The sequence below is a fragment of the Chryseobacterium sp. HNCC26DJ238 genome, from assembly GCF_057180465.1.
The window spans coordinates 310,027-324,707 of the sequence record NZ_JBXUGI010000003.1 but is presented as its reverse complement, the minus strand read 5'-3'; the positions used below and the strand labels follow the sequence as shown (position 1 = coordinate 324,707).

Here is a 14,681-nt window from a genome sequence, read left to right as displayed (position 1 = left end):
AATAAATCAATAAACAATTTTATAAAGCGCATGTGTTTTCAAGCTTAAGCAACTTGTTTGCTACACTTTGCCTCTTAAATTATGGATGATGAATGATAATCTTTGCGTTAAATAAAAGAAGACAATATACACGAAGTTTTATTTTAAATTTAAGGAGCAAAGATTGATAATGAATTTGTAACATAAAAAAAATTTTAACGCAAAGTTTTGTTTTAAAACCGCTTATTTTAAGGGGCAAAGAATGACGAACAAGTCGTCTAAGCGTGAAAATATAGTTATGTTTTAAAATAACATAAATAAAAATTTTAACGCAAAGTTTTGTTTCAACCGCTTATTTTAAGGAGCAAAGAATGACGAACAAATCGTCTAAGCTTATGAATACAATTAAGTTTAGGAAGCAAAGAATAGATCAATAAACAATTTAATAAAGTGCATGTATTTTCAAGCTTAAGCAACTTGTTTGCTAAACTTTGCCTCTTAAACTATGAGTGATGAATGATAATCTTTGCGTTAAATAATAGAACCAATAAATACACGAAGTTTAATTTTATGCTGCATAAAGAAAGATAATCTCTTCGTTTAATAACAACACAGAAAAAAAACACAAACACAAATGACAGAAAACGAATTATCTTATAAAATAATAGGTGCTGCTTTAGAAGTTCGCAAAACATTAGGAGTTGGATTATTAGAAAACGCTTACGAAATTGCTTTAGCTTATGAGTTGAGAAAACTTGGTTTTAAGGTTAAAAGACAGTTATTGCTCTCTTTAAAATATAAAGATGAACTCATTGAAAATGCTTACAGAATTGATTTAATTGTAGAAGATAAAATAATTATTGAAGTAAAATCTGTTTTAGAAATTCATCCCATTTTTTATTCGCAGGTTTTGACATATTTAAAATTAACCAGCATTAAACTTGGGCTTCTCATTAACTTTAATACACCTTTAATAATAGATGGTATTCACAGAATTGTAAATAAACTTTAAATGAAAAAAACGATACTTTTTGCCTTATTTTTCATTCAGACATTCATCAGCGCACAATTTTCTGAGCGGAATTTATCTTCAGAAAAATGGCAGTTCAAAAATTCAAAAGAACAAAAATGGCTGACCGCCTCAGTGCCGGGGACGGTTCATTTGGATTTGATGGATCATCAGCTCATTCCTGACCCTTACAAAGATGAAAATGAGAAAAAAGTACAGTGGGTTGAAAATGAAGATTGGGACTATCAGACGGTTTTTACAATTTCAACTAAAGAATTGCAAAATCAAAATGCAGATTTGGTTTTTCATGGATTGGATACGTTTTCAGAGATTTATTTAAATGGAGAACTGCTGAGGAAGACTGACAATATGTTCAGAACATGGAAAATTCCGGTAAAAAATTATTTGAAGACAGGAAAAAATCTGCTGCAGATAAAGTTTAAATCTTCTGTCAATGTAGGAAAAGATTTAGCAAAAAAAGTTCCGTTTACCATGCCGGAATCACCAAGAAGTTTTGTGAGAAAAGCGCAATATCAGTTCGGTTGGGATTGGGGACCAAGATTGGTTACTGCAGGAATCTGGAAAGATGTAAAACTGAATTTCTGGAATCAGGCAAAGATTGAAAATGTAAAAACAGAGCAGAAAAGTTTGACCAGACAAAAAGCAGAACTTATTATTCATGCAGAAATTTTTACCGAACAAGCTGGAAAATACAGTTTTTTAATCAATAATGAAACGCATGCTATTTCTTTAAAACAGGGTTTAAATAATATTTTAATTCCTTATCAAATCTTAAATCCAAAACTTTGGCAGCCGAACGGATGGGGTGAGCCCAAATTATATGATTTAAAAATTTCGCTGAAAAAAGAATCGAAAATTTTAAATGATGCATCTCAAAGAATTGGTCTCAGAACCATAGAATTGATCCAGGATAAAGATGAAAAAGGAAAATCATTCTATTTTAAGGTCAATGGAAAACCGATGTACGCCAAAGGAACCAACTGGATTCCATCTGATAGTTTTACCCCGAGAATAAAAGGAGAAAAATATAGGCAGCTTATTAAAGACTGTAAAAATGCCCACATGAATATGATCCGTATCTGGGGCGGCGGAATCTATGAAGATGATGAGTTTTATAAAGCCTGTGATGAAAACGGGATTCTTGTATGGCAGGATTTTATGTTTGCCGGAAGTTTCTATCCATCAGATGAGGGTTTTGTAAATAATATAAAAGAAGAGGTCAAAGATCAGGTTAACCGTTTACAAAATCATCCGTCTATCGCCTTGTGGTGCGGAAATAATGAGATAGATGAAGCCATCGTCAACTGGGGATATCAGAAGCAGTTCAAATATTCTAAAGATGATTCTCTCCAGGTGTGGAAAGATTACAAAAAGGTTTTTCACGAGGTCATTCCAAATGCTTTGAAGGAAAATTTAACATCAGAAAAGAACATTTACTGGCCGACATCACCGTCTATTGGCTGGGGTCATAAAGAAAGTCTTACCGAAGGCGATTCTCATTACTGGGGCGTTTGGTGGGGCGAATTTCCGTTTGAAATTTACAATGAAAAAGTTCCGAGATTTGCTTCCGAATATGGCTTTCAGGGAATGCCAGGTTTAGAGGCGGTTAAATCAATGTTTTCAGAACAAGCTGATTTTAATTTAGATAATCCAACCATCAAAGCGCATGAAAAAAATGCGAGAGGTTTTCATATTATTAATGAATACATGATGAGGGATTATGTCGTTCCAACAGATTTTGTGAAATACAATTACGTTTCCCAGTTGCTTCAGGCGCGCGGAATGCAGATTGCCATTGAAGCACACCGGCGTGCAAAACCATATAACATGGGAACATTATATTGGCAGCTCAACGATTGCTGGCCCGTGATTTCCTGGTCATCGATTGATTATTTGGGGAACTGGAAAGCCCTGCATTATCAGGTCAGGAGAAGTTTTGAGCAACAGCTGATTGTAGCGGAAGAAAAAGACGGGGTTTTGAATTTTTATGGAATTAATGATGGTCTGGAGAAGTTTGCAGATGTAAAATTGGAAATGGAATTGAATGATTTCAAAGGTGAGAATATTCTTACAGCAGTTTCCGTTCAAAAGCAAACATTAGATGAAACTGTAAAATTTGACTCATCATCAATCGCCGAATTAGTTGGTGATTTAGATAAAGACGGATTATTTTTAAATTTAATTTTAAGAGGACGAGATGAAAAAGTCATTGCAGAGAGCAATTATTTCTTCTCAAAACCTAAGGATTTAAAACTCACAAAACCAAACGTTAAAGTCAGGAAAATTTCAGCAACAGAAATCGAAATCTCTACCGATGTTCTGGCTAAAAATGTTTATTTAATGGGGGACACCCACTTTAGCGATAACTTTTTTGATCTGCTTCCGGAAACGGCTAAAAGAATTACACTTTCAAAACCTCTGAAAAAAATAGAAGTAATGACCTTGTGGGACACGATGAATGAACATAATAAACCTTAAATTTGCAGATTATTTTTCAGAATCATGGTAAATTTTGTTTTGATCGGTGTTTGCATTCTTGCGGGAATGATCCTCAAAGGAACAAAATCCATCCATCCTGATGCTCACAAAGGCATCAATACATGGATTCTCTATCTTGCATTACCTGCAGTTTCATTTAAATATTTACCTAAAGTACAATGGTCTCCGGAAATGATGTTTCCTGTTTTGGCAACTTTTCTGACTGCAGTCTGCGCCTTCTTTTTTATGAAGTGGTATAGTGCCTTTAAAGGATATTCCGGAAGATCAAGAAGTACCTTAGAGCTGGTAAGCGGTTACAGCAATACATCGTTCATCGGTTTTCCTTTGATCAGTGCATTCTACGGCGAAAGTCTGTTAAGTATCGCCATTATCTGCGATCAGACTATGTTTTTCTCACTGTCAACATTGGGAATTATCATCGCAATAAGGGGTGGGAATAAGTCAGGAACAGTGAGTGCCCGGTTTATTTTTAAGAGATTGGTTACTTTTCCGCCTCTTTTGGGATGTATTGCAGCTTTGACTTTGTCGCCATTCATTGATTTTACTTTCGCAGAACCTCTTTTTGACAAATTAGCGGCTACTTTAAGCCCTCTTGCGTTATTTTCTGTGGGATTACAGCTGAAATTCAACGGCTGGAAGAAACTCATTCCCCAGATGTCGATGTCCATGTTCTATAAATTGATCTTAGCTCCGGCGATTAGTCTTGGATTGGTGTTTCTATTTGGAATCACAAGTGATGTAGCAAAAATTACGATATTCCAATCAGCGATGCCGACGGTAGTGACTTCCAGTATTATCGCTGAACAGTTCAGGCTCAATACAAAACTAACCAATCTTACCATAGGTTTCAGTATTATCACAGGATTTTTTACTACAGCAATCTGGTATCAGATTATAGAATTTTTCTTTTAAACCTGTTTCGAGAAAACCAAACCCTGCCAGCGTTCTAAACGCTGGCAGGGTTGACTATTACAGCGATTTAGTTTAGATATAGAATTGATTTTTACTGATAAATCCAAATCCCTTCAACATTCCAAAAGCTGGCAGGGTCTGTCCGGTCATCTGAAGTTGAGCTGCCTTATCTAAATTGATTTCATAGGCATAAAAAATTGCAGTTCTCTTCAGAAAAATTTAATTTTACATTTTAATTTTCCCCTTGCAGTACGCCCAGATTATTTTACCGTTAAATCTAAAAGGATCTTTTACCTATAAGATTCCTGAAGAAATCGAATCCAAAATTGAAAACGGAATGCGGGTGCTCGTACCGTTTGGTGGAAAAAAAATATATACCGGGATTGTTTTTGAACTGCATGACGAGGCGCCTGAAAATTTCGTGGCAAAAGAAGTGATCAGTATTTTAGATGATTATCCGATTGTGCCGTCTCAGCAGATCAAATTCTGGAACTGGCTTTCAGAGTATTATCTCTGCAATTTGGGTGAGATATACCGTTTTGCTTTTCCTTCTTCTCTGAAACTGGAAAGTGAAACTTATCTAAAGCTTAAACCCAATGCTACGGTTGAATTTGAAAATCTTGATGTCAATGAGATGTATCTCATTCAGGCACTGGAAGTTCGTCAGTTGATCAATTTAACGGATATTGAAGCCTTTATCCCGAAAAAGGAAATCATTAAGACCATCAATTCGCTGATTGATCTGCAATACATTGAGATTGATGAAAAAGTAGCTGAGAAATACAAGGCGAAAGAGGTGGCTTACGTTAAAGTGAAAGATGAGGTTTTAAAAAATCATAACCTTACCGAAATCCTGTTACAGTTAAACAGAGCTAAAAAACAAAAAGAACTTTTCCTGAATATTATTGAAAAACAGACGGAAAATCCTGACTTGCCAATTAAGAAATCTGAACTGTTTGAAGACGGATATTTCGGGAGCTCGCACATTAAAGCGTTGGCAGATAAAAACCTGATAGAAGAATATTACCTTCAGAAAGACAGGATTGAAAGTTATGAAGGCGAAATTGAAGAGATAGAAGAACTTTCAGAAGCACAGAAAGAGGCAAAAACAGAGATTGATGAAGCTTTTGATGAAAAAAGAAATGTTTTGATTCACGGAGTGACATCATCAGGGAAAACACATCTTTATCTTGAGAAGATAGAAGAATGTGTGAATGAGGGAAAGAATGTTTTGTTTTTGCTTCCTGAAATTTCACTGACCAAACAGATTACACAGCGATTAGAAAAAAAATACGGACGTCAGCTTGGTTTTTACCATCAGAAGCTGACTGATTTTGAAAAAGTTGAGGTTTGGAGGAGGATCAGGAATGATGATGTTAAAATACTTATTGCCACAAGAAATGCTCTTTTTCTGCCGTTTGATAATATAGGACTGATTATCGTGGATGAAGAGCACGATTCTGCCTATAAACCCCGGGAGGTATCGCCTTTTTTCAATGCACGGGATGCAGCATTGGTTTTGGCCGGTTTTTATGATGCAAGAGTAATTTTGGGTTCGGCAACCCCTTCTGTGGAAAGTTATTATCTGGCACGAAAAGAAAAATTACATTATATTTTCATCAACGAAAGGTTTGGAAATGTAAGGCTGCCCGAATTTGAACTGATCAATTTTAAGGAAGCACAGGATTCAAAAAAGGTGTCAGGCAATTTTTCCCTGCATTTAATTGATGAAATCAAAAAGACTTTAAACGAAAAAAACCAGGCTATGATTCTGCACAACCGCCGTGGTTATGCCAATGTGATCGAATGTGAAACCTGCGGATATGTAAATTACTGTTCAAACTGTGATGTTGTAATGACTTATCACAAGGCAGCCAATGAGATGAAATGCCATTATTGCGGTCAGCGTGCTTCCAAACCTAAAGCCTGTCCGAAATGTCATTCTGAAAATCTGAACGAAAGAGGAGTGGGGGTTGAGCAGATCCATGAAGAGGTCTCAAAGATTTTTCCTGAAAATGAAGTCGACCGGATGGATGTAGATTCTATGCGGAAGAAATTTGCCTACGAAAAGTTGTATGAGAAAATTGAAGACCGTGAAACGGATATTATCGTGGGAACTCAGATGATTTCCAAAGGTCTTGATTTTGATCATATTGAGCTGGTGGCCATCCCTAAGGCTGACTCTATGCTGTATGTTCAGGATTTCAGGGCAGAAGAGCGTGCTTACCAGTTGATTACGCAGGTTTCCGGAAGAGCAGGAAGAGTGTCAGGAAACGGAAAAATTTTGATTCAGACCTATAATCCGGATCATTCGGTCTTCCAGTTGATCAAAATGAATAATGTGGCAAAGATTTATAAATATTTACTTACAGAGAGACAGAAATTTCATTATCCGCCGTTTACCAAACTGATCATGATTGAGCTTAAACATCGTAGAGATGACAAGGTCAACCGTGCCTCTCAGTTTTTAGGTTCAATTTTAAGGAAATATCTTCCGGAGGACTGTATTTTAGGTCCGGAAAGAGCTCAGATCGCAAGACTTAACAATCTGTATCAGTTCCAGATCATGTTAAAGCTTCCAAGAGGCAGGAATTATGAAAAATTTAAGAGCCTGGTATTGCTAAGTTTGAAAGAATTCGATGAAATCACTGCTTATCAAAGCATTAAAAAAGATGTTTTTGTGGATTTTTAACAATTTTTAACAAACTTTAAGCGCTTTTAGTAGCGCTTCATACACTACTGTATGACAATAATATCTACATTTGAACGTTTATTATGTGTTTGGATTTCAGAGAAGATTTAACTAATCATTTTTTATGCCATCCAAAATATAACAAAAGAAAAAATTGATGATAAATTACAGAAAGTATATTTCAGGTCTTACAGTTTTGGCCACTGGTTTTTTCCTTGCCCAATCTACTGTAGCAACCGTTCTTTATTCTCCATCTTCAGAAGGTCAGAAAAGTGGTTTAAATTTACCGTCTCCTGCAGCAGCAATTGAAAAGGCTTTTTTGTCTCCAAAAGAACTTGTAGATGTAAATCTAAATACAATGATGGCAGATCCTGTGCTGAAAAATGCAACCTGGGGATTTGTCGTGTATGATCCCAAGACGAAGAAAGTGATTTCTTCCTATAACGAAAATACACCGCTTGTACCTGCTTCAACCACAAAATTACTGACCACGGAAACCGCTTTGCATCTGTTGGGTGAAAATTACCGTTGGATGACACAGTTGGAGTATTCGGGAGAAATTGATGAAAATGGTGTTTTAAACGGAAATCTTTATATTATCGGAAGCGGTGATCCATCGATGGGAACCAATAAAGCCGGTGCATGGTCTTATAAGGAAATCGTTTCAGATTTTGTCAGTGGAATGTCCAGGGAGGGAATCAAAAAGGTAAATGGTGATATTATTATTCAGACAGCGCTTTTCAAAGGTAACATTTCGAGACTTCCGGAAAATGTTGTGTGGTTAGAAAACAATAATTACTATCTGCCGGTTGGTACGACCCGGGAAATCAATCCTGCTAATGAAAAACTGATCGTTAAAAAAGGAAATAGTCAGGCTGCAGAAAAAAAATACTTTTATGTTTCCCCTTATGCCAATCAGATGGTATATGCTGAAAAATATGAAGGAGATGGAATTTTAACCACTAAGCTTCCTGATGCGCCTGCTTACCTGGCGAATACTTTCAGAGCAACTCTGGTAAAAAGCGGAGTAGGTGTTACAGGAAAAGTGACTCCAAAGACGACAGACGGGTCACCGGAAATCAGAAAAATGATCTCAGCATATAAATCTCCAACTTTGTCAGATATCATTTATTACACCAATCAGCGTAGTGACAATGGTTTGGCTGAAGCTTTACTGAAAACGGTAGGATTTCAAAAAATGGGTGATCAGACTTCAGAGTCAGGAAAGATTGTGGTGAATGAGCATTTAAAAGATGTGGCTTTTGATGTGGAAGGACTGAATTATATGGATGGAAGCGGACTTTCCAGAAGCAATCATGTTACCCCAATTTCTCAGGTGAAGTTTTTGACCTCGCTGATGACTCAGAAATATTACAAGACTTACTTTGACTCTCTTCCGATTGGAGGACAGTCAGGAACGCTTAAGAGAATGTTTCTGGGTACAGGAAACGGACAGATTTTTGCTAAAACAGGAACGCTCAATAAAGTAAAAGCCCTGACGGGTTACATGAAGACGAATACCGGAAGAACACTGGTGTTTTCAATTCTTGTCAATAACTATTCAGGATCAGTGGATATGGTAAAAAACAGAATTGAAAAAATTCTTCAGCCGGCTCTTGATTTATAGTATTTATGAATTTTATCGATATACAAACCTTTTAGTCTCAGATTGAAAGGTTTTTTTTATCTTTATCAATTAATTATCTGGAAATGAATTGTTCTTTTTTGAAATCATCAAATTGAGGCCATATACAGTAATTATTATAAACATTCAATACATTCAGTAAAAATGAGAAAATTTTATCTTTTATGCTTAAGTTTATTTGCGGCTCAATCTTTTTTTGCACAGGAAAACCTTGAAATGAAAGGATTAATGGCAAAAGAAATGAAATCTTTTACCGCTAAAATGAATGCAGGAAATACCAATCCGAATACCTTAAATTACGATTTGCAGTATCAGAGAATGGATGTATCGCTGAATCCTTCTGTTGCTCAGATTTCAGGATCAGTAACTTCACATTTCAAACCCACTCAGGCATTAAACAGCATATATTTTGATCTGACCAATCAGCTGACGGTTTCGCAGGTGACTTTTCACGGTCAGCCTTTGGCATTCCAGCAATTGGCAACCAAAGAACTGAAGATTAATTTTACTTCATCACTTCCTGCAAATGTCCTTGATTCACTGACCATACAGTACAGCGGAACTCCTCCTACCGGTAATAATTCATTCTTCACCAATACACAGGCCGGAACCCCTGTACTTTCTACTCTAAATGAACCTTACGGTGCGCAGGATTGGTTTCCGACGAAGCAAAGTTTAAATGATAAGATAGAGAAATTTGATATCAAAGTGACTACGTCGTCACAGTACAGTGTAGCGTCCAACGGTAAACTGATGAGCGAAACTATTTTAGGGAACGGTCAGAAACTGACTTTCTGGAGAACACAGTATCCCGTTGCTGCATATCTGGTGGCCCTTTCGATTACAAATTTTGTCAAGCTCAATGATACCATGGGAAACCCACCATTTCCTTTTGTAAATTATATTTATCCGGGAACATCTTCCAATGCAACGAGTATGGCCAATATTGAATGGACCAAAACGGTGATGAATACCTTTGAAACATATTTCGGACCTTATCCTTTCAGAAATGAAAAATACGGGCATATGGAATTTACGGCAGGAGGAGGAATGGAACATCAGACCATGTCTTCAATGGGCGGATGGAGCAAACAGCTCATTGCCCACGAACTTGCCCATCAGTGGTTTGGCGATAAGGTAACGTGTGGACTCTGGAATGATATCTGGCTTAATGAAGGCTTTGCTACGTTCGGGGAGCATGTTGCTTACGAAAAACTGCTGATGACCAATGCTGAATTTTTAAATTATCTTTTAGGTGAGAAAAATTATATAACGAGCGCAACGGGGGGAAGTGTATATGTTGCAGATGCCAGTTTAGGAAGTGTAGGAACTATTTTTAACGGAAGACTGACGTATTCAAAAGGCGGATATGTGGTAAGAATGATCAAATGGATTTTGGGTGACACTGTTTTTTATCAGGCACTGAAAGATTATCATGCGAGACCCAATTTAGCTTACAATTACGTGAAAACATCAGATTTGAACGCTTCACTGCTTCAGTCGACAGGTAAAGATTTTACAGGTTTTTTCAATGACTGGATCTATGGTCAGGGATATCCTACTTACGATATCAGATGGAAGCAGACCGGAAATCAGGTGACATTCAGAGCAGGGCAGACGCAAAGCCACGCATCAGTAAGCTTTTTTGATATGCCGCTTCCCGTAAAAGTAAACGGGACAGGTGGGCAGGTTGCTTATTTTGCTTTAAATAATACCGTGAACAATCAATATTTTACGGAAACCGTCGGATTTCCGGTAGCAAACGTAGAATTCAATTACGAATATCAGATTCTGGAGAAAAACTCAACCGTTACTCAGGACAACACATTAAGTATTTCAGAGGCTGCAACAAATCAGTTAGCGGTTTATCCTAATCCTGCGAAAGATGAGCTTTTTGTTTCCGGTCTTAAGAAGCAGACTGATTTTACGATCTATACAGCTGACGGAAGACTGGTTAAAAAAGGAAATACAGACCGCAAAATTGAAATCTCTTCTTTAGGTAAAGGAATTTACTTTATCAAGATTCAGGAACTGAATATTAAATTTATAAAAGAATAATGTATTCGATAGATAACAAAAAAAGATTTCCAAGGAAATCTTTTTTTGTTATCTATTAATTCAATGTTTACATTTCAACCTGGAAATCAAGGTCGTCAAAATTACCCATTGCCCTCTGCGCACGTTTATTGGCAATTTTCACTTTGTAATTAAACCATTTTTCTTTAAAGATCTTACGCATCAGATTGTCAAAATGCCTGATGATCACAAGGTTTTTAAAACCTCTCCATTTTTCAAGTGCACTCGATGGGAGCGCTCTCACGGAGACCGAATAGCCTTCCGTTTCATACTGTATATAATGCCACCAGCCAGATGGGATATAGAGGGTTTCGCCCGGATGGATCACTGCTTCATAACCTTTCAGACGTTTTAATGCCGGGTATTTTTCGTAGTCGGGATCCTGTAGATTCACAAGACTGTGAAAATTGTAAGGCAGTTTGTACATCAGGTCAGACTGTTCCCACGGAAACAGCCAGATCCGTTTTACTCCCTGGAATTGAGATAAAAAAACATGGGACATATCGATATCGATATGATTTCTTGTAATTGAGCCCTGTCCGCCAAAAAACATGAATGGCAACCATTTCAGAACTTTTCCCCTGGTGATATCTTTGTAATGGATGTCATTTTTAAGTTCCGGTTTCAGACTCAGGAGATTAAATAGGAACAAACGGTGCTCTGTGATTTTTGTAGTAATTAAATCCAGATATTCTGCAAAAGTAGTTTCACCGACAGGTTTGCTGGCAACACGGTCAATTGATTCTATTTCGCTTCCGTACACATTGACTTTGGTATCTCCGGCAATTTCCTTGAAATATTCATAATTCCATTTTTGAAAAGCCGGGCTGTCTGCTTCTATGAAATCCTTTAAAATAATAGGTTTACCGGCTTTCATATACTGTTTCAAAAAGTCATCTGCATCTATATTTTTCGCTCGTATAATCTGAGATAATTTCATATAATGTATTTTGAGTGAACAAATATAAAATATTATCCTATAAAATAAGTAGACTATTTGTTTAAAATTCCTGGTTAAGCCAATAATTTACAATAATCAGTGATAAAATTTAACTGTTAAAGCGTTTTTTATTAAATTAGCGAACCTAAAAAATTATTATAATGATCTCTGAAAAATATCTTGAAAATCTACAGAACGAACTGAAAAATATCGAAAATGACGGTCTTTTTAAAAAGGAAAGAATCATCACGTCACAGCAGAGTGCTGAAATCGAAGCCAACGGAAAGAAGTTGCTGAATTTCTGTGCCAATAATTATCTGGGACTTTCCAATCATCCGGAAGTTATGAAAGCTTCCCAGGATATGATAGAATCTCATGGCTACGGGATGTCATCAGTACGTTTTATCTGTGGAACCCAGGATATTCACAAGCAGCTGGAAGAGAAAATTGCTCAGTTTTTAGGTCTTGAAGACACTATTTTATATGCTGCATGTTTTGATGCGAACGGTGGAGTTTTCGAACCCCTTTTTACCGATGAAGATGCCATCATCTCTGATGAGCTGAATCACGCTTCCATCATTGACGGTGTGCGTCTCTGTAAAGCGGCAAGGTACCGTTACAAGAATAACAATATGGCCGACCTGGAAGAGCAGCTGATTGCTGCTTCAGAAAAGAATCACAGGTTCAAAATCATTGTGACGGACGGTGTATTTTCAATGGACGGGATCGTTGCTGACCTGAAAGGGGTCTGTGATCTTGCAGATAAATACAATGCTTTGGTGATGGTGGACGATTCCCATGCAACAGGTTTTATCGGTAAAACAGGGCGTGGAACTCATGAAGCGAACGAGGTAATGGGTAGAGTGGATATCATTACTTCTACTTTAGGAAAAGCTTTAGGGGGTGCCTTAGGCGGATTTACTTCGGGTAAAAAAGAAATCATTGATATGCTGAGACAGCGTTCAAGACCTTATCTGTTCTCAAATTCACTGGCTCCCGGAATTGTGGGTGCCGCTTTGAAAGTTTTAGAGATGATCTCTGAAGACACCTCACTCCGTGATCAGGTAATGGAAAATGCTGAATATTTCAGAACAGAAATGAAAGCCAGAGGTTTTGATATTCCGGAAGGAGATGCAGCTATTGTTCCTGTTATGCTCTATGATGCTAAATTAGCCCAGAAAATGGCTGAAAAGTTGATGGACGAAGGAATTTATGTAATAGGATTCTTTTATCCCGTAGTTCCCAAAGAAAAGGCAAGAATCAGAGTGCAGCTTTCAGCAGCTCATACCAGAGCACATTTAGACAAGGCTATAGCCGCTTTTGAAAAAGTAGGAAAAGACTTGGGCGTAATTTCTTAAAGCTTATTTAGGTTTTATTCATAAACGTGTTTTAGTGTAATGTGTATAAGTGTGATTTTAATTTTGAAATCTCCAATCTCATTATCAGGTACTTTTACACGAAGGACAGAGAACTTAATATTATTAAGTCAGGTGTTGAATAACCTCCGGTTATCATAAAAAATTCTACCCTTGTAGAATAAAACAGAATTTCTATATTTACTGAAATTCTGTTTTTTTATGGTTAAAAATTCCATTCTTTCAGCTCTTGTACTGACGGTACTTATTTCATGTACAACCAAGCCCATCAATCAGTATGTAAAAGTTGAAAACAAATGGCAAAAAAGACACGGAAAATGGAAGGAGGAATATTCTTCTGACCAGGGGACTTTAACAGCTGTCGGAAAATATAAAATGGGCGAAAAGGTGGGAGTCTGGAGAACAACATTTCAAGATAGGCCTTACCAGAAAGATAAAATCAGAAAAAACGTAACGAAGACAGAGCTTTATTATCCCAACGGAAAAATCATGGAAAGGGGCCAGTCAAAATTAGATATTTCTGACGCACAGAGACACTGGTATTATTTCGGTGACTGGAAATACTATGATGAGAACGGGCAGTTAAAATACAGTAAGAGATATAGGGAGGGTAAAAAGGTTGACAGTATTTCCTTCAATAAAAATAAGCGTTAGTCTATTCGTGTGCTAAAATTAAGAAGGGTATTTTTCTAAATTTAATTTATTGGATACTATTGTGGATATTTCATAATTAAAATTGATTAAAAGTATGAATAGAGGAGATTGACTTTCTATTTTACCCGAAAGACATCAACAAAATCATTATCTTTGCACACAAATTTTTAGGATGCTCTATACCATCATTAAGGCGTTGCATATCATTTTTATGGTCAGTTATTTTGCGGGAATTTTTTATCTCGTCAGAATTTTTGTGTACTATAAGGATACGGATGGTTTTACTGAAGACAAAAAGAAGATCCTTCGGGAGCAGTATACCTTTATGGCACGCAGGTTATGGAATATCATTACCGTTCCGGCAGGAGTAATTATGGCGGTCTGCGGTTTAATCTTGATTTTTCTGAATACCGGATTAATGAGGACACCCTGGTTTCACTTAAAACTGACTTTTCTCATCGGACTGGCAATGTACCACTACTGGTGCTGGAAAAAAGTGAACCTTCTGGTAAAGCTTGATGGAGATACTTTAGAAACGGCCAATCTAAAACTGAGACAGGCAAACGAGATCGCAACCTTCATTTTGTTTCTGGTGGTATTTACCGTTATTTTAAAATCTTCAGTGATTGAATACTGGTGGCAATTAATTACAGGATTTTTCGTTCTTGTATTTTTAATTATGATGACCGTAAAACTGGTGAACAGAAGTAAGAAAAATAAAAAGTAAAAAGAAGATCGGTAGAACAGAAATTTTCACAGCTCTTATGGTTGTCATGAAGAGATCTGAAAAAAAGCTTTGGTTAAAACCGGAGAAATAATTTTATAAAATCAGAGGTCTGATATTGAAATTTAATTAAATTATTATATCTGAAAACCAG

General features: G+C 36.7%; 10 protein-coding genes. 9 read left to right on the top strand and 1 reads right to left on the bottom strand.

Annotated elements, in window-relative coordinates:
• Positions 1 to 613 precede the first annotated feature (613 nt).
• From AC2A07_RS04500 to AC2A07_RS04475, 6 genes are all read left to right on the top strand, one after another.
• Positions 614 to 991, top strand: coding sequence for a GxxExxY protein (locus AC2A07_RS04500; protein ID WP_484049395.1), 378 nt, complete (start codon positions 614 to 616; stop codon positions 989 to 991).
• Complete coding sequence (locus AC2A07_RS04495; protein ID WP_484049394.1) at positions 992 to 3,487, top strand: beta-mannosidase; 2,496 nt, start codon at positions 992 to 994, stop codon at positions 3,485 to 3,487.
• A 24-nt stretch (positions 3,488 to 3,511) separates the two neighbouring features.
• Entirely contained in the window at positions 3,512 to 4,420 is a 909-nt protein-coding gene (locus AC2A07_RS04490; protein ID WP_484049393.1) for an AEC family transporter, read from the top strand.
• A gap of 244 nt (positions 4,421 to 4,664) precedes the next feature.
• Positions 4,665 to 7,112 carry a replication restart helicase PriA gene (priA, locus tag AC2A07_RS04485; protein WP_484049392.1) on the top strand — a complete coding sequence of 816 codons (2,448 nt, stop codon included), beginning with the start codon at positions 4,665 to 4,667 and terminating at the stop codon, positions 7,110 to 7,112.
• A 157-nt stretch (positions 7,113 to 7,269) separates the two neighbouring features.
• Positions 7,270 to 8,739 (top strand): D-alanyl-D-alanine carboxypeptidase/D-alanyl-D-alanine endopeptidase, encoded by a 1,470-nt coding sequence (dacB, locus tag AC2A07_RS04480; RefSeq protein ID WP_484049391.1) that lies wholly within the window; start codon positions 7,270 to 7,272, stop codon positions 8,737 to 8,739.
• A gap of 162 nt (positions 8,740 to 8,901) precedes the next feature.
• Positions 8,902 to 10,815 (top strand): M1 family metallopeptidase, encoded by a 1,914-nt coding sequence (locus AC2A07_RS04475; protein ID WP_484049390.1) that lies wholly within the window; start codon positions 8,902 to 8,904, stop codon positions 10,813 to 10,815.
• A gap of 67 nt (positions 10,816 to 10,882) precedes the next feature.
• On the opposite strand, the gene AC2A07_RS04470 is transcribed toward AC2A07_RS04475, so the two are convergent.
• A complete protein-coding gene (locus tag AC2A07_RS04470) occupies positions 10,883 to 11,773 on the bottom strand; it encodes a cupin-like domain-containing protein (protein ID WP_484049389.1) in 891 nt (296 codons plus the stop codon).
• Positions 11,774 to 11,934: 161 nt separating this feature from the next.
• On the opposite strand from AC2A07_RS04470, the gene kbl reads away from it, so the two are divergent.
• The 3 genes from kbl (at position 11,935) to AC2A07_RS04455 (ending at position 14,530) form a co-directional block, all read left to right on the top strand.
• Complete coding sequence (gene kbl / locus AC2A07_RS04465) at positions 11,935 to 13,131, top strand: glycine C-acetyltransferase (RefSeq protein ID WP_484049388.1); 1,197 nt, start codon at positions 11,935 to 11,937, stop codon at positions 13,129 to 13,131.
• A 219-nt stretch (positions 13,132 to 13,350) separates the two neighbouring features.
• Entirely contained in the window at positions 13,351 to 13,803 is a 453-nt protein-coding gene (locus AC2A07_RS04460; RefSeq protein ID WP_484049387.1) for a toxin-antitoxin system YwqK family antitoxin, read from the top strand.
• 172 nt (positions 13,804 to 13,975) lie between these two features.
• Positions 13,976 to 14,530: a CopD family protein gene (locus tag AC2A07_RS04455; protein WP_484049386.1), complete on the top strand. Its 555-nt coding sequence runs from the start codon at positions 13,976 to 13,978 to the stop codon at positions 14,528 to 14,530.
• Positions 14,531 to 14,681: the final 151 nt, after the last annotated feature.